Genomic DNA, 15,422 nt, shown 5'->3' on the forward strand with positions numbered 1-15,422 from the left:
AGATGGTGCCATTATTCATTGGACGATGGAAGCCAGGGTTTGCGATCTTTTTCATCAGAGCTGGAGACAGCCCGCTTTTTCGGCAGGTTGGAGGGGTTCAAACCTCCGGATCGGGCGAAAACCGTCGAGCAGGGGCCGGAGCCCTGATCGGAGTGGGGTTTGCGCGGAAGGAAATGCGGAAGGCGCTTCGGCTCATGAGACTTGTCGGCACGTCACCTCATCCCGGTATTGGAGATCGGTCCCTATGAAGACTTTTCGCCTTTTGACAGCGGTCAGCATCGCGGCGCTCGTCGCCGCTCCGTCGGTCGTCTCGGCCCAGCAGAAAACGCTCTATGTCGCCGGCTATGGCGGCTCGTTCGAGAAGACCATTCGCGACGAGGTGATCCCGACCTTCGAGAAGGAGAACGGCGTCAAGGTCGAGTATGTCGCCGGCAACTCCACCGATACGCTGGCCAAGCTGCAGGCGCAGAAGGGCAACCAGCAGATCGACGTCGCCATCGTCGACGACGGCCCGATGTACCAGGCGATCCAGCTCGGCTTCTGCGGCAAGCTCGAGGGCCTGCCGGCCGATCTCTACGACACCGCGCGGTTCAAGGACGATCGCGCCGTCGCAATCGGCATCGTCGCCACCGGCCTGATGTACAACACCAAGGTGTTCGCCGAGAAAGGCTGGGCGCCGCCGACTTCCTGGAACGATCTGAAGGATACGAAATACGCCAAGCAGCTGGTCATTCCGCCGATCAACAACACCTATGGTCTCGAAGCGCTGGTGATGCTCTCGAAGATGAACGGTGGCGGCGAGTCCAACGTCGATTCCGGCTTCAAGATCTTCAAGGAGCAGATCAATCCGAACGTGCTCGCTTACGAGCCGTCGCCGGGCAAGATGACCGAGTTGTTCCAGTCCGGCCAGGCCGTGATCGCGGTGTGGGGCACGGGCCGCGTGCAGAGCTTTGCCAACACCGGCTTCCCGGTCGACTTCGTCTATCCGAAGGAAGGCGCGGCGACGCTGCTGACGACGGCGTGTCCGATCACCAAGCCCAATGCCTCGCCGCTCGCGTCCAGCTTCGTCAAGATGCTGCTCGACCCGAAGATCCAGCTCGTGATGCTGAAGGAGTATGGCTACGGCCCGGTGCTGAAATCGGTGGTGATCCCGCCCGAGTTCGGCAAGATGGCGCCGATCGGCGAGCGCGCGGCAAAACTCTATAATCCGGACTGGACTGTCATCAACGAGAAGCGCGAGGAGTGGACCAAGCGCTGGAATCGCGAGGTCGAGCGTTGATCTGAGCGTTCGCTGCGGAGACAGCGCATGGCCTATCTCGAGCTCGATCGGGTCGCAAAACAGTTCGGGGCGCAGACTGTGGTCGACGACTTCAGTCTGTCGGTCGGGAAGGGAGAGTTCATCTCCTTTCTCGGCCCCTCCGGCTGCGGCAAGACCACGACCCTGCAAATGATCGCGGGCTTCCTCGATCCGACGCGCGGCGCGATCCGCCTCGAGGACAAGGATCTGACCGCGATCCATCCGGCCAAGCGCGGGCTCGGCATCGTGTTCCAGAGCTACGCGCTGTTTCCGCACATGACGGCGGCGGAGAACGTCGCGTTCGGCCTCGAGATGCGCAACGTGCCGCGCGCCGAAACGGCCGAGCGTGTCCGTGCCGCGCTCGCGATGGTGGGCCTCGCCGGTTACGAGGACCGTCATCCGCGCCGCATGTCCGGCGGCCAGCAGCAGCGCGTCGCACTGGCGCGTGCGCTGGTGATCAAGCCGAGCGTGCTCTTGCTCGACGAGCCGCTGTCAAACCTCGACGCAAAACTGCGCGAGGAGATGCAGATCGAGCTGCGCCAGATCCAGCGCACCATCGGCACCACCACGATCCTGGTCACCCATGACCAGAACGAGGCGATGTCGCTGTCCGACCGCATCGTGGTGATGAGCCAGGGCCATATCGAGCAGATCGGCACGCCGCAGGAGACCTATGAGCGGCCCGCCTCGGCGTTCGTCTCGCAATTCCTCGGCAAGACCAACGACTTTGCCGCGACGATCGATCGGACCGCAACGCCGGCGCGGCTGGTGGCGGGCTCCTGGAGCGCGCCGGCTCCGGCCGGGCTCAACGGTCCCGCCACTGTCAGCATTCGTCCTGAAAGAATCGGCTTTGGCGACGCCGGCCTCAGTGCGAAAATCGTCACCCGCATCTTCCAGGGCAATCACTGGCTGTTTCAGTGCGAGAGCGAATGCGGCCCGGCGATCGTGATCCGCCAGAATGATGGCCAGGAACAGCCAATCGAAGGCGACACGGTTCGTCTCGCCTGGCGGCCCGAGGACATGAGTGTGCGTGCGAGGGTTGTCGCATGAGCACGGCCGCCGACGATCGCAGCGTGCGTGCGCCCTGGGTGCTGACCGCGCCCGCCTTGATGCTGTTCGTCGGCGTGCTCCTGATCCCGCTGGCGATGACCGTGATGCTGTCGTTCCACGATTGGGGCCAGTACAAGGGCATCGAGCCGGTCTTCATCCTCAAGAACTGGCGCGAGATCGCGACCGATCCCTATTACGCCGAGATGTTCTGGCGGACGTTTCGGATCGCGATCCTGACCACGCTGCTCACGGCCGTGCTCGGTGCGCCCGAGGCCTACATCCTCAACCGCATGAGCGGTCGCTGGAAGAGCATCTTCCTGCTGGTGATCCTTGGGCCGCTGCTGATTTCCGTGGTGGCGCGCACGCTCGGCTGGGCGCTGCTGTTCGGCGGCAACAACGGCCTCGTCAACAAGCTCTTGATGTCGGCCGGGCTGATCCGCTTCCCCATTCCCTTCATGTTCACCGAGACCGGCATGGTGATCGCGCTCGCGCATGTCATGATGCCGTTCATGGTGCTGTCGGTGTGGGCAGCGCTGCAGCGGCTCGATCCGCAGATCGAAAATGCCGCGCTCTCGCTCGGCGCGGGGCCGATCACCATTATTCGTCGCATCATCATGCCCCAGATCATGCCGGGCGTGCTGTCGGGCGCGATCATCGTGTTCTCGCTCTCGGCCAGCGCCTTTGCGACGCCCGCCATCATCGGCGGCCGCCGGCTCAAGGTCGCCGCGACGCTTGCCTATGACGAATTTCTCAACACACTGAACTGGCCGCTCGGTGCGGCGGTCGCAACGCTGCTGCTGGTCGCGCTGGTGTTGATCGTCGTCGGCAGCAATGCGCTGATCGAACGCCGCTACGCCGAGGTGTTCCGATGAGACGGAACGGCCCGTTGGCGCTGATCTTCCACACCATCTTCGTCATCGTCATGGTGGCACCGATCCTCGTGGTCTGCCTCGTCGCCTTCACACCCGAGGGCTTCCTGTCGCTGCCGACCAACGGCTTTTCACTGCGCTGGTTCAGGGCCATCGCGAACTATCCCGAGTTCATCCACGCTTTCTGGGTCAGCCTCGGGCTCGGTGCCCTGTCTTCCTTCGTGGCTCTGCTGTTCGCGGTGCCCGCGGCGCTCGCGATCGCCCGCTATCGCTTCCGCGGCCGTGACGCGCTGGCGGCGCTGTTCCTATCGCCGCTGATGATCCCGCATGTCGTGCTCGGCATCGCCTTCCTGCGCTTCTTCACCTCCGCCGGGATGGGCGGCAGCTTCGCCGCGTTGATCATCGCGCATGTCATCATCGTATTTCCGTTCGCGCTGCGGCTGACCCTCGCGGCCGCAACCGGCATGGACCTCTCGGTCGAGATGGCCGCGATCTCGCTCGGTGCCGGCGGCTGGACGCTGTTCCGCCGCGTCAGCTTGCCGCTGATCCTGCCCGGCGTCATCAGCGGCTGGGCGCTCGCCTTCATCCAGTCCTTTGACGACCTCACCATGACCGTCTTCCTCGCCGCACCGGGCACCGAGACGCTGCCGGTGCGGATGTTCCTCTACATCCAGGACAACATCGATCCGCTGGTGACGTCGGTCTCGGCCTGCGTGATCGCGATCACCATGACCGCCCTCATTCTGCTCGACAGCTTCTACGGGCTCGACCGTGTGCTCGCCGGCAAGGGCGATACGGGACGATAGGAGAACTCATGTCAGGGGAATACGACGTCGCCGTGGTCGGCGGCGGATTGCTCGGCTCCGCCATCGCCTGGGGCCTCGGCCGGCTCGGCAAGCGCGTCGCCGTGCTCGACGAAGGCGATATCACCAAGCGCGCCTCGCGGGCCAATTTTGCGCTGGTCTGGGTCCAGAGCAAGGGCCTCGGCATGCCAGCCTACACGATCTGGACTGTGCAGGCCTCACAAGCGTGGGGAAGGCTTGCATCCGAACTGAAGCAGCAGACCGGGCTCGACGTCTCTCTTCAGCAGAACGGCGGTTTCCATCTGACGCTCGGCGAGGACGAATTCGGCCAGCGCACCGAGCTGGTCAAGCGCATGCACAACCAGACCGGCGCGGCCGACTACAAGATGGAGATGCTCTCCGCATCCGACGTGAAGAAGTCGTTGCCGCTGATCGGGCCGGAGGTCTCCGGCGGTAGCTATTGCCCGCTCGACGGCCACGTCAATTCGCTGCGCACGTTCCGTGCGTTCCACACCGGTTTCAAGACATTCGGCATCGACTATTTCCCGGAGCGCCCGGTCTCGGCGATCAGCAAGAGCGGCGGTGAATTCCGCCTGACGACGCCGAAGGGCGAGCTTCGTGCCGCAAAAATCGTGCTCGCCGCCGGCAATGCCAATCAGACGCTGGCGCCGATGGTCGGCCTCTACGCGCCGATGGGCCCGACCCGCGGCCAGATCGTCGTGACCGAGCGTACCATGCCGTTCCTGCCGCACCCACTGACGACGATCCGCCAGACCGACGAGGGCACGGTGATGATCGGCGATAGCAAGGAGGACGAGCTCGACGATCGTACGCTGAAGCATTCGATCAGCGCCGTGATGACCGATCGTGCCCAGCGCATGTTCCCGCATTTGTCGCGGCTCAACGTGGTGAGGAGCTGGGCCGGCATCCGCGTCATGCCGCAGGACGGATTCCCGATCTACGACCAGTCTGAAACGCATCCCGGCGCCTTCGTCGCCTGCTGCCATTCCGGCGTGACGCTCGCCTCCAACCACGCCTTCGAGATCGCACGGATGGTGGCGCAGGGTGCGCTCGAGCCGGAGCTGGTCGGCGCGTTCTCGGCCAGCCGCTTTGGCGGTGCGGGCGCTGCGAACAATAGCGGCTACTAGAGATACTGAAGGAGCCATGAGGCATCCCATGTTTAGACGATCCGAACAGGACAAACGCCCGCAAGTGCAGATCTTCGTCGATGGCATCGCCGTCGCGGCGCGCCAGGGCGACACCGTCTCCGCCGCGCTCTTGGCGTCCGGCCAGGACGCGCGACGTTCCACGGCAGTGAGCGGCGCACCGCGTCTGCCTTATTGCATGATGGGCGTGTGCTTCGACTGCCTCGTCACCATCGACGGCGTCGGCAATCGCCAGGGCTGCCTCGTGCCCGTCGCCGAGGGCATGCAGATCGAGATCCAGAAGGGCAAGCGGGAGATCGGAAAATGACTGTGGCTCCCAAGCGCGAAGCCTACGACGTCGTGGTGATCGGTGCCGGGCCCGCCGGCCTCGCCGCGGCTGCGACCTCCGCCGAAGCCGGGCTGTCGACGCTGCTGCTCGACGAGAATGTCGGCCCGGGCGGCCAGGTGTTTCGCGCCATCGCTTCCACGCCGGTGACCGAGCGCAATCAGCTCGGTGCCGACTATTGGGTCGGGGCTGATCTCGTGCAGGCGCTGCGCGCGAGCAGTGCCGAAATCATTCATCGCGCCACGGTCTGGAGCCTCGACCGCAACCTCGAAATCGCCGTCTCCGTCGGTGGGGCCTCGGCCTTCGTCAAGGCAAAGCGCGTGATCCTTGCGACCGGCGCGCTGGAGCGGCCGTTTCCGATTCCCGGCTGGACGCTGCCGGGCGTGATGACCGCGGGCGCGGCGCAGACGATGCTGAAATCATCGGCGCTGGTGCCCGATGGCCGCACGGTGATCGCGGGGCAGGGGCCGCTGCTCTGGCTGCTCGCCGCGCAGATCCTGCGCCTCGGGGGCCGGATCGACCGCATCCTCGACACCGCCGAGCGCGGCAATTATTTCGCGGCGCTGCCGCACGCCTTCGCTTTCCTGACCTCGCCCTATTTCGCCAAGGGCCTGTCGATGATGCGCGAAGTGAAAGCGAAGGTGCAGGTCGTGTCAGGCGTGACTGAGCTGTCGGCAGCCGGCGACGGCCAGCTCGCGAGTGTGAGCTATGTCGCCGGCGGCAAGCGCGAGACCATCCCCGCGGATTTGCTGCTGCTGCATCAGGGCGTGGTGCCGAACGTCAATCTGGCGATGGCGGCCGGCATCGAGCATGGCTGGGACGAGCTGCAATTGTGCTGGTCGCCGGTGCTCGATGCGAGCGGCAATTCATCGGTCGCCGGCATTGCGATTGCCGGTGACGGCGCCGACATCGGCGGCGCGAATGCCGCCGTGGTGCGCGGGCGCATCGCTGCGCGGGCGGCGGTAGAAGCCTTGGCCCCCGCGGCTGGCGCGAAGCTTCCCGCGATGGCGACGCTGCGTGCCGATCTCGCCAAGGCCGAGCGCGGACGTATCTTCCTCGACACGCTGTTCCGCCCGTCACCGCAGTTCCGCATTCCCTCGGGCGACACCATCGTCTGCCGTTGCGAAGAGGTAACCGCGAAAGACATTCTCGATGCCGTCGCGATCGGCGCCACCGGGCCGAACCAACTCAAGGCCTATCGCCGCACCGGGATGGGCCCGTGCCAGGGTCGGCTCTGCGGCCTCACCGTCACCGAGCTGATGGCGCAGGCGCGGGGCAAGACCCCGCAGGAGATCGGCTATTACCGGCTGCGCGCGCCGGTCAAGCCGATCACGCTGGCCGAGCTTGCCGCCGTCCCGAAGAGCGAAGACGATATCAAGGCGGTGGTGCGCGGATGACCCAGAACGTGGATGCGATCGTCGTCGGCGGCGGCATCCACGGATGCTCCACCGCGCTGCATCTGTGCCTCGCCGGCCTGAAGCCGGTGCTGATCGAGAAGGACTATGCCGGCCGCCATGCGTCCGGCGTCAATGCCGGCGGCGTCCGCCAGCTCGCGCGGCACATCCCGGAGATCCCGCTCTCGATCCGCTCGATGGGAATCTGGGAGAAGATCTCCGATCTCCTCGACGACGATTGCAGCTTCGAGAGTCACGGCCAGGTGCTCGTCGCGGAAAACGAGGACGAGCTCGCGGTCTGCCGCGCGCGTGTGGCCGAACTCAACGCGCTCGGCTTCACCCATGAAGAGCTGATCGACGCGACTGAACTCCGGCGTCTGGTGCCTGCGGTCGCCGAGACCTGTCCCGGCGGCGTGGTCTCGCGCCGGGACGGCGCGGCCAATCCGGCGCAGACGACGACGGCGTTCCGCCGCAAGGCCGAGCAGCTCGGCGCCACCGTGCGCGAGGGCGTGGCGGCCAGCAACATCCGGCACAGCGACGGCCTCTGGCATGTCGATGTCGGTGCCGAGAGCTTTGCCGCGCCGGTGCTGGTCAATGCCGCCGGCGCCTGGGCCGGCAAGATCGCTGCTGATCTCGGCGAGCCGGTGCCGGTCGAGACCGTGGCGCCGATGCTGATGATCACCTCGCGCGTGCCGCATTTCATCGATCCCGTCGTGATCCTGCGCGGGCGAAAACTCTCCTTCAAGCAATTCTCCAACGGCACCGTGCTGATCGGCGGCGGACATCTGGCGAGGCCCTTCCAGGATCGCAACGAGACGGTGCTGGACTGGAAGAGCCTTGCAACCAGCGCCCGCACCGTGTTCGAGCTGTTTCCGGTGATGCGCGATGCGACCATCATGCGCGCCTGGGCCGGCATCGAGGCGAAGATGAAGGACGACATCCCCGTGTTCGGGCCGAGCGTGCGGCACCAGGGCCTTTTTCACCAGTTCGGCTTCTCGCTGCACGGTTTTCAGCTCGGCCCCGGCGCCGGCGCCGTGATGGCGGAGCTGATCGTCAATGGCGGCACCCAGACCAGGATCGGCGATCTCGGCATCGACCGCTTCCATCCTTCCACGCTCTAGCAACAAGACAAGAGGACATCATGAGCATCACCCGCAGCATCCGCACGCCCATCATGCACCGCGCCGTCGAGGCCAACGGCTTCGTCTTCCTCGGCGGCACCATCGCCGACGACACGTCCGTGTCCATGGGGGACCAGACTCGCAACATCCTCGGCAAGATCGCCGGCTATCTGAAGGAAGCGGGAACCGACAAGAGCCGCATCGTCAGCGCCTCGATCTTCGTCACCGATCTGTCCAAGAAGAAGGAGATGGACGCGGCCTGGACCGAGTTCTTCGGCGACGATTTACCGACCCGCGCCACCGTCGGCGTCGCCGATCTCGGCGGCAGCGCGCTGATCGAGGTGGTGGTGACCGCGCTCAAGGGTTGACGACAGCCGTTCGGATTGTTCGGCCGAATGGAGCGATTGTGCCCGCCAGAGGCGCTGCGTGCCAACGGCGGGATCATCCGATCTCGCCTCCCGGTCCGTACGGCCTATGCTGCCGCGCTGCCCCCCGGTTCGAGCGCCTCACCCATCTCCAGCGGATGGGCCATGGTCTCGTGCAGCGCATCGCGGTCGAGCTCGCCTTCGGAGATGCTGATGACGACGCAGGCGACGCCGTTGCCGATCAGATTGGTCAGCGCGCGGCATTCGCTCATGAACTTGTCGATACCGACCAGGATCGCGATCGACTGGATCGGAATATCAGGCACGATCGAGAGCGTGGCCGCGAGCGTGATGAAGCCGGCGCCGGTGACGCCCGAGGCGCCTTTCGAGGTGATCATGGCAATACCCAGAATGCCGAGCTCCTGCCAGATCGTCAGATGGGTGTTGGTCGCCTGCGCCAGGAACAGCGTCGCCAGCGTCATGTAGATGTTGGTGCCGTCGAGGTTGAAGCTGTAGCCGGTCGGGATCACGAGGCCGACCACCGAACGCGAGGCGCCGAGATGCTCCATTTTCTGGATCATCTGCGGCAGCACCGTCTCCGACGACGAGGTGCCGAGCACGATCAGCAATTCGTCCTTGATGTAGGCGATGAAGCGCAGGATCGAGAAGCCGGCGAGGCGCGCGATCGCGCCGAGCACGACCAGCACGAACAGGATGCTGGTCAGATAGAACGTGCCGATCAGGGCCGCGAGGTTGAGCAAGGAGCCGAGGCCGTAGGCGCCGACGGTGAACGCCATCGCGCCGAAGGCACCGATCGGGGCCGCGCGCACGATGATGCGGATGATGCCGAAGAACATCTTTGCGGCCTTGTCGATCGCTTCCGCGATCGGCTCGCCGGCCTTGCCGAGGAAGGCGATGGCGAAGCCCGACAGGATCGAGATCAGCAGCACCTGCAACAGATCGCCGCGCGCGATGGCGCCCAGATAGCTGTCGGGGATGATCGCCATCAGATGGGCGACGATGCCTTCCTCCTTGGCCTTGGTGACGTAGGTCGCCACCGACTTCGGGTCGATCGTGGCAGGATCGATGTTGAAGCCGTGCCCGGGCTGGAGCACCTCGCCGACCAAAAGGCCGACGGCGAGTGCGACGGTCGAGACCGATTCGAAATAGATCAGCGACTTCAACCCGACCCGCCCGACGCGCTTGAGATCGCCCATCGAGGAGATCCCGTGCACCACGGTGCAGAAGATCACCGGCGCGATCATCATCTTGATCAGCGCAATGAAACCGTCGCCGAGCGGCTTCAAGGCCTTGCCGAGATCGGGATAGAAATAGCCGATGAGCACCCCGAGCGCGATCGCGATCAGTACCTGCACGTAGAGGATCTTGTACCAGGGCTGATGCCGGCGATGGATGGCTGGCTGGATTGCGAGTTGTGTCATATTGTATGCCCCGGAACGTATTGATCTTGCATGATTTGCATCATGTGATGGCCGTCGCAGAAGCGACAATCACATTTTTGTCTGTTCGCACGAAGATCGATCGCTGCACCGCAACTGGGGGGAAGATGTCGATCGCCACCGGCTCGGACGAGCAATCACAGGGCTATTTCCCGCGTTGGAAGCTGAAGACCTCCGGCGTGATCATGCCCGAAGAGCGGCTGCCATGGGGCCAGACCGTCGTCTCCGGTCTCCAGCATTGTGTCGCAATGTCGGGCTCAACGATCATCGCGCCGCTGCTGATGGGGTTCGATCCCAATGTCGCGGTGCTGTTCTCCGGCATCGGCACGCTGATCTTCTTTGTCATCGTCGCGGGGCGCGTGCCGAGCTATCTCGGCTCGAGCTTCGCGTTCATCGCCGTCGTCATCGCCGCCACCGGCTATGCCGGGCAGGGGCCGAATCCGAATCTCTCCGTCGCGCTCGGCGGCATCATTGGCGCCGGCGTGCTCTACGGTGTGATCGCGCTGATCGTGATGTGGTCGGGCGTCGGCTGGGTCGAGCGCCTGATGCCGCCGGCCGTCACCGGGGCCGTGGTCGCCGCGATCGGCCTCAACCTCGCGCCGGTCGCGGTCAAGGCGGTGAGCGCCAATGCGTTCGATACCTGGATCGGGCTCGCGACCGTTTTGATGATCGGCGTGGTTGCAGTTGCCGCTCCCGGCTTGTGGCGCCGCCTGCCGATCATCCTCGGCGCGATCGGCGGATATGTCTTGTACCTGCTGTTCGCGAACGGCCTGGGCTTCGGCAAGCCGGTCGACTTCGCGCAGCTCTCGGCCGCGCCGTGGCTCGGCCTGCCGAATTTCACGGCGCCGAGTTTCCATGCCGATGCGATCTTCCTGATCGCGCCGGTCGCGGTCATTCTGGTCGCCGAGAACCTCGGTCACATCAAGGCCGTCGGCGCCATGACGGGCCGGAGCCTCGATGACTATCTCGGTCGCGCGCTGCTCGCCGACAGCCTCGCGACCATCGTGGCGGCCTGCGGCGGCGGCACCGGCGTCACCACCTATGCCGAGAACATCGGCGTCATGGCAGCGACGAAGGTCTATTCGACCTTGCTGTTTGGCTTCGCGGCCACGGTGTCCATCCTGCTCGGCTTCTCGCCGAAATTCGGCGCGCTGATCCTGTCGATCCCGGGACCCGTCATCGGCGGCCTCTCGATCGTGCTGTTCGGGTTGATCGCAGCGATGGCGGGCCGGATCTGGGTCGAGAACAAGGTCGACTTCGCCAATCCGGCGAACTTGATCACGATTGCCGTGGCATTGACGGCGGGCGCGGGCGATCTCACGCTCAAATTCGGCGCGTTCACGATCGGCGGAATCGGCACCGCAACCTTTGGCGCCATCATCCTGTACCAGATCCTGACCTCGCCGCTTGCCCGGCGCGCCGAATGAATCGCAGCGATGCGCTGAGGGATGGAACAAAAAGCCGGTTCCGTCGATGATCAGGCGTCCCGGAGAGAACTCATGCCACAAACCGATCGATCGACCTCGTTTCACTCGCGCCTCGTCGGCCAATACGCGCTGGTGACCGGCGCCTCACAAGGCATCGGCCGCGCCGTCGCCATCCGGCTCGCCCAGGAGGGCGCGACCGTCGCCATCAACTATGTCGATCATCCCGAAAAGGGGGAAGAGACGCTCGCGCTGGCACGCACGGCATCGAGCGATCGCGGCCACGGCAGGCTCGATCATGTCGTCGTCGGGGCCGATGTCAGCAGCGAGCAGGACGTCGCGGCAATGTTCGAGACCATCCTGGCGCGCTGGAGGCGCCTCGACTGCCTTGTCAACAATGCCGGCTTCCAGCGGGAATCGCCGAGCGAGGCGCTCGACATCGAGACCTACCGCCGCATCATCGACGTCAATCTCAACGGCGCCGTGCTTTGCGCGCAGAAGGCGCTCGCCCATTTCGTCGCGCGCGGCGGTGGCGGCAGCATCATCAACTGCACCAGCGTGCACCAGATCATCCCGAAGCCCGGCTATCTCGCCTATTCGATCAGCAAGGGCGGCATGGCCAATCTGACGCGAACGCTGGCGCTCGAATTCGCCGGCCGCGGCATCCGCGTCAACGCGGTCGGGCCCGGCGCGATCGACACGCCGATCAACGCGGCCTGGACCGGCGATCCGGAGAAGCGCGGCGTCGTCACCAGCCATATTCCGCTCGGCCGCGTCGGCACGCCGGAGGAGATCGCCGCCGTGTTTGCCTTCCTCGCCTCGGATGAAGCAAGCTACATCACCGGGCAGACCATCTACGCCTGCGGAGGCCTGACGCTGTTTCCCGAGTTTCGCGACAATTGGGCGAGCTGAAGCGTCGCTAGAACTCGCCGCCGATCCCGACATAGGCGGTGTGTTCGGTGCCGCCGCCATTGCCGTAGCCGCCGACCACGCTCAGCGGCATCGCGGTGTTGAGGCGATGGGCGAAGCCGAAGCCGAAGCCGCCTTCGCCGTGATAGACCGAGCCACGCATCTGCCAGGTGGTCTTGCCGGGGGCCGAAGGCATCGGCGCGCTTGCGGTTGCGACCGCCGCCGCGATGCCGCGCCGCGCCTCGGTACGATTGTCCCAGATCTGGGACTGCAGCCCGGAGAGCTGCGACTGGAAGCCTGACGACATGCTGCTCAGCTGGCTCATGTTGACGGCGTCGGTCGGATTGATGCCCGCGGCGACGTTGGTCAGCCGCCGCTCGTTGCCGGCCGTGCCGAACGACACGGTGTTGGGAGCGCTTGCCACCGACCCTGCGCCGATCGCGACCGAGTTTGCCCCCAGCGCCTCTGCTCCGGTTCCAAAGGCACTCGCAGTCGCGCCGTTGGCAATGCTATTTGCGCCCACAGCCGTTGCGTTGATTCCGATCGCCTGACTGGAAGAGCCCGTTGCGGTTGCGTTGTCGCCGGTCGCTTTGCTAAGGGATCCCGTCGCGGTTGCATTCAGGCCGGTCGCATTGCTGAAAAAGCCGGTTGCTGTCGCGCTGTCGCCGATCGCGGTGGCCTGGCTGCCGAGCGCGGTCGCGGCGCCGCCAGTGGCTATCGTGTTGCCGCCGATTGCCGTGGCAAGGAAGCCGGTTGCGTGACTGAATTGACCAACCGCCGTGGCAGCCGAGCCGTCCGCATTGGCCTGTTCGCCGAAGGCTGCTGCACTGGGGCCGTTCGTCGTGGCAAGGCTTCCCACCGCCGTCGCTTCACCCGCGGGGCCGTTGTTCACGCCGCCACCCGCCGCGTAGTCGGCGGCCGCTGCCGCATCGGCCGCCAGCAACGGGACCGCCGCGGCCGCGAGGACGAAACTTGCTGATACAAGGCGACGGATGACGTTCGCGCGACGTACCGTGGGCCCCACGCTCGCGCGTTTCCGCTGGCCTGCATGGCTCAGTCGGCGAAGCAACCTGAATGACATTCCTTGACGCCCCATTCATCGTTCGCTCCACGGTGCGGAAGGAGCGCCGGGAGCGCATCAACCGTTGGGTTGAAGGCGGCTCGATAGCGGCATACGGCGGCTGGTTTTCTGTCTTGTGTTGCAGAATTGCCTGCGTCACCCGGGATGCATTTCGGCAACAGCCCCGTCCAAAAGCGGCAACCAGAAACCGGCAGTGCTTCGACTTCAACCGAACGGTTGATGTCCGGCCTGTCGCCTTGGCCCACATTCGCGGCGGCCGCATCCGGCCACCGATCGGGACAGACCCGACCTCTGGACCTGAGAGCGCAAATGCCTTCTGCGATCATTAAAGCGATGCTTTGTTTGACCAAAGCCCTGGCTGCAGCCGTGGTGCTCGCTATGTTCGTCTTGACGCTTGATCTTGCGCCCGCCGCTGCGCAAGGGGTCTGCGGCGCGGCGGTAACAGGCACCGCGCTCGGTTCTGCGCCTGGCGTCGGCGCCGTCGCTTGCGGCGGCCAAGCGAGCGGTAACGGCAGCGTGGCGATCGGCCAAAGCGAGGCAACGGGTAACGCAAGCACGGCAGTCGGTGGGGCCAGCAAGGCGGACGGAGCGGGCGGGACGGCAAGCGGGTTCCTCAGCACAGCGTCCGGAGTCTACAGCACGGCGACCGGCATCGGTACCTTAGCAAGCGCTGACTACAGCACGGCCACCGGCGGCTATAGCACCGCGGCGGGCGTTGGCAGTACCGCAATGGGCGGCGGCGACGGAGCCGGAGTCGGCAACGCGGCCACCGCTTCTGGCATTTACAGTATCGCGATCGGAGGCGGTGGTGACGGAGCCGCTGGCTTGGGCGCGCAATCGTCCGGTGACAGGGCGATCGCGATCGGTCTTGCCAGTGTCGCGTCCGGGGCGTCCTCGACAGCCGTCGGAAATGGAGCCAGCGCTGCCTCGAGCAGCGCGACCGCGATCGGCACTGGCGCCTCGGCCGGTTTCACGAACTCCACCGCCATCGGCTCCGGCGCGACGGCGACGGCCGCCAACCAGGTCGCGATCGGTACGGCAAGCAATACCTATCGCCTGGCCGGCGTCGCATCCACCGCGAGCCTTGCGGCGCAGAGCGGGCCGGTCTCCTTCGTTACCACCGACGCCGCCGGCAACCTCGCGACGTCGAGCTTCAACCCGGCGAGCATCACTTCACTGCAATCGCAGGTGACTTCGCTGCAGTCGCAAGTGATGGACAACCGGCTCGAAGCGCGCAGCGGCACCGCCGTTGCGCTCGCGGCCGGTTCGATGCCGGCCCTGCAAGCGGGCCGCAAATTCGCACTCTCGGCGGGCTACGGCAATTTCGAGGGCGCCAATGCGTTCGCCCTCGGCGCCACGGCGCTGCTCTATGACGGCAAGAGCTATGCGATCATCGCCAATGCCGGCGGCGGCATCGGGCTCGAGCGCGACGTTGCAGGCGGGCGTGGTGCTGTCTCGATCCAGTGGTAGGAAGAACGCATTCGCCATGACGCTGCGTCGGTTGAGTGCGGGCCTCGGGCTTGTGATGCTCGGGCTCCTGATTCTGGGGGCGGTGACGACATCTGCGCAGCAGACGCCGCCGCCGTCGCAGTCGCAGTCGCATCAGGCGTCATCCCAGCAGCAACAGGCAGCCAAGCCTGCGAACATCGACCGTAACGGCGTGCTGATGCTGATCCGCTCGACGCTGCTTGCGCTCGATCACGCCAACAAGACCGGGAACTACACCGTGCTGCGCGATCTCGGCGCACCGGGTTTCCAGGTCAACACCGCGGCGCGGCTCGCGGAGATCTTTGCCAAGCAGCGCGGCGACAAGCTCGATCTCTCCGGCGTTGCCGTCATCGATCCGCAATTGTCGCTGCTGCCGCAGATCGAGCCGAACGGTCTGCTGCACATGGCAGGATTTTTTCCGTCAGTGCCGTCGCAGGTGAATTTTGAGCTGCTGTTCGCGCCGGTCGACGGACAGTGGCGCGTGTTCGGCGTGTCGTTGTCAGTCGGTCAATCCGCACCGGTGGCGCCTGCCACGCCCGAAGCTGCGCCCGGCAAGGCCGTCGTCTCGCACAAGCAATCCGCGCCGGCGAAACCGAACCTGTCCTCGAAGCCGCCAACGCAATGATCGGAACGCAAGGGTGATGCGGGTTGCTCAAAGAGGCATCCCGGT

General features: G+C 65.4%; 15 protein-coding genes. 13 read left to right on the plus strand and 2 right to left on the minus strand.

What is annotated here, in order from left to right; genetic code table 11:
- Positions 1-244 precede the first annotated feature (244 nt).
- From JQ572_RS06800 to JQ572_RS06840, 9 genes are read left to right on the plus strand one after another with little or no spacing between them, the layout of a single operon-like run.
- Entirely contained in the window at positions 245-1,279 is a 1,035-nt protein-coding gene (locus JQ572_RS06800) for an ABC transporter substrate-binding protein (RefSeq protein ID WP_211382169.1), read from the plus strand.
- Positions 1,280-1,306: 27 nt separating this feature from the next.
- Entirely contained in the window at positions 1,307-2,347 is a 1,041-nt protein-coding gene (locus JQ572_RS06805) for an ABC transporter ATP-binding protein (protein WP_211382170.1), read from the plus strand.
- On the plus strand, positions 2,344-3,219 hold the full coding sequence (locus tag JQ572_RS06810; protein WP_211382171.1) for an ABC transporter permease: 876 nt from the start codon (positions 2,344-2,346) through the stop codon (positions 3,217-3,219). The genes JQ572_RS06805 and JQ572_RS06810 overlap by 4 nt, the downstream gene beginning before the upstream one ends.
- Positions 3,216-4,022 (plus strand): ABC transporter permease, encoded by an 807-nt coding sequence (locus JQ572_RS06815; protein WP_211382172.1) that lies wholly within the window; start codon positions 3,216-3,218, stop codon positions 4,020-4,022. Before JQ572_RS06810 ends, JQ572_RS06815 begins: the two co-directional genes overlap by 4 nt.
- A gap of 8 nt (positions 4,023-4,030) precedes the next feature.
- Positions 4,031-5,167, plus strand: a complete 1,137-nt coding sequence (locus JQ572_RS06820) for an NAD(P)/FAD-dependent oxidoreductase (RefSeq protein ID WP_211382173.1) — start codon at positions 4,031-4,033, stop codon at positions 5,165-5,167.
- Between the two features lie 28 nt (positions 5,168-5,195).
- Positions 5,196-5,492, plus strand: a complete 297-nt coding sequence (locus tag JQ572_RS06825; RefSeq protein WP_211382174.1) for a (2Fe-2S)-binding protein — start codon at positions 5,196-5,198, stop codon at positions 5,490-5,492.
- Positions 5,489-6,907: an FAD/NAD(P)-dependent oxidoreductase gene (locus JQ572_RS06830; RefSeq protein WP_211382175.1), complete on the plus strand. Its 1,419-nt coding sequence runs from the start codon at positions 5,489-5,491 to the stop codon at positions 6,905-6,907. The genes JQ572_RS06825 and JQ572_RS06830 overlap by 4 nt, the downstream gene beginning before the upstream one ends.
- The gene (locus JQ572_RS06835; protein WP_211382176.1) at positions 6,904-8,025 is read left to right on the plus strand and encodes an NAD(P)/FAD-dependent oxidoreductase; all 1,122 of its coding nucleotides are present in this window, start codon (positions 6,904-6,906) and stop codon (positions 8,023-8,025) included. Before JQ572_RS06830 ends, JQ572_RS06835 begins: the two co-directional genes overlap by 4 nt.
- A gap of 20 nt (positions 8,026-8,045) precedes the next feature.
- Positions 8,046-8,393 carry a RidA family protein gene (locus JQ572_RS06840; RefSeq protein ID WP_211382177.1) on the plus strand — a complete coding sequence of 116 codons (348 nt, stop codon included), beginning with the start codon at positions 8,046-8,048 and terminating at the stop codon, positions 8,391-8,393.
- Between the two features lie 104 nt (positions 8,394-8,497).
- On the opposite strand, the gene JQ572_RS06845 is transcribed toward JQ572_RS06840, so the two are convergent.
- Positions 8,498-9,832 carry a dicarboxylate/amino acid:cation symporter gene (locus JQ572_RS06845; protein ID WP_211382178.1) on the minus strand — a complete coding sequence of 445 codons (1,335 nt, stop codon included), beginning with the start codon at positions 9,830-9,832 and terminating at the stop codon, positions 8,498-8,500.
- A gap of 125 nt (positions 9,833-9,957) precedes the next feature.
- Here JQ572_RS06845 and JQ572_RS06850 point away from each other — a divergent pair, with 125 nt between their 5' ends.
- Together JQ572_RS06850 and JQ572_RS06855 are read left to right on the plus strand one after the other, a co-directional pair.
- On the plus strand, positions 9,958-11,277 hold the full coding sequence (locus JQ572_RS06850) for a solute carrier family 23 protein (RefSeq protein ID WP_211382179.1): 1,320 nt from the start codon (positions 9,958-9,960) through the stop codon (positions 11,275-11,277).
- A 72-nt stretch (positions 11,278-11,349) separates the two neighbouring features.
- Positions 11,350-12,186, plus strand: coding sequence for an SDR family oxidoreductase (locus JQ572_RS06855; RefSeq protein ID WP_211382180.1), 837 nt, complete (start codon positions 11,350-11,352; stop codon positions 12,184-12,186).
- Between the two features lie 7 nt (positions 12,187-12,193).
- On the opposite strand, the gene JQ572_RS06860 is transcribed toward JQ572_RS06855, so the two are convergent.
- Positions 12,194-13,126 (minus strand): adhesin, encoded by a 933-nt coding sequence (locus tag JQ572_RS06860; RefSeq protein ID WP_249128828.1) that lies wholly within the window; start codon positions 13,124-13,126, stop codon positions 12,194-12,196.
- A gap of 447 nt (positions 13,127-13,573) precedes the next feature.
- Here JQ572_RS06860 and JQ572_RS06865 point away from each other — a divergent pair, with 447 nt between their 5' ends.
- Both JQ572_RS06865 and JQ572_RS06870 read left to right on the plus strand, forming a co-directional pair.
- Positions 13,574-14,734: a YadA-like family protein gene (locus JQ572_RS06865; protein ID WP_211382182.1), complete on the plus strand. Its 1,161-nt coding sequence runs from the start codon at positions 13,574-13,576 to the stop codon at positions 14,732-14,734.
- Between the two features lie 16 nt (positions 14,735-14,750).
- Positions 14,751-15,377: a hypothetical protein gene (locus JQ572_RS06870; protein WP_211382183.1), complete on the plus strand. Its 627-nt coding sequence runs from the start codon at positions 14,751-14,753 to the stop codon at positions 15,375-15,377.
- The last annotated feature ends 45 nt before the right edge of the window (positions 15,378-15,422 follow it).

The sequence above is a fragment of the Bradyrhizobium sp. SZCCT0153 genome (assembly GCF_018129995.1).
GTDB classification, from domain to species: Bacteria; Pseudomonadota; Alphaproteobacteria; order Rhizobiales; family Xanthobacteraceae; genus Bradyrhizobium; species Bradyrhizobium japonicum_G.

Coding starts and splice junctions, on each gene's coding strand:
- JQ572_RS06800 (WP_211382169.1), top strand. CDS start 245: ATGAAGACTTTTCGCCTTTTGACAGCGGTCAGCATCGCGGCGCTCGTC.
- JQ572_RS06805 (WP_211382170.1), top strand. CDS start 1,307: ATGGCCTATCTCGAGCTCGATCGGGTCGCAAAACAGTTCGGGGCGCAG.
- JQ572_RS06810 (WP_211382171.1), top strand. CDS start 2,344: ATGAGCACGGCCGCCGACGATCGCAGCGTGCGTGCGCCCTGGGTGCTG.
- JQ572_RS06815 (WP_211382172.1), top strand. CDS start 3,216: ATGAGACGGAACGGCCCGTTGGCGCTGATCTTCCACACCATCTTCGTC.
- JQ572_RS06820 (WP_211382173.1), top strand. CDS start 4,031: ATGTCAGGGGAATACGACGTCGCCGTGGTCGGCGGCGGATTGCTCGGC.
- JQ572_RS06825 (WP_211382174.1), top strand. CDS start 5,196: ATGTTTAGACGATCCGAACAGGACAAACGCCCGCAAGTGCAGATCTTC.
- JQ572_RS06830 (WP_211382175.1), top strand. CDS start 5,489: ATGACTGTGGCTCCCAAGCGCGAAGCCTACGACGTCGTGGTGATCGGT.
- JQ572_RS06835 (WP_211382176.1), top strand. CDS start 6,904: ATGACCCAGAACGTGGATGCGATCGTCGTCGGCGGCGGCATCCACGGA.
- JQ572_RS06840 (WP_211382177.1), top strand. CDS start 8,046: ATGAGCATCACCCGCAGCATCCGCACGCCCATCATGCACCGCGCCGTC.
- JQ572_RS06845 (WP_211382178.1), bottom strand. CDS start 9,832: ATGACACAACTCGCAATCCAGCCAGCCATCCATCGCCGGCATCAGCCC.
- JQ572_RS06850 (WP_211382179.1), top strand. CDS start 9,958: ATGTCGATCGCCACCGGCTCGGACGAGCAATCACAGGGCTATTTCCCG.
- JQ572_RS06855 (WP_211382180.1), top strand. CDS start 11,350: ATGCCACAAACCGATCGATCGACCTCGTTTCACTCGCGCCTCGTCGGC.
- JQ572_RS06865 (WP_211382182.1), top strand. CDS start 13,574: ATGCCTTCTGCGATCATTAAAGCGATGCTTTGTTTGACCAAAGCCCTG.
- JQ572_RS06870 (WP_211382183.1), top strand. CDS start 14,751: ATGACGCTGCGTCGGTTGAGTGCGGGCCTCGGGCTTGTGATGCTCGGG.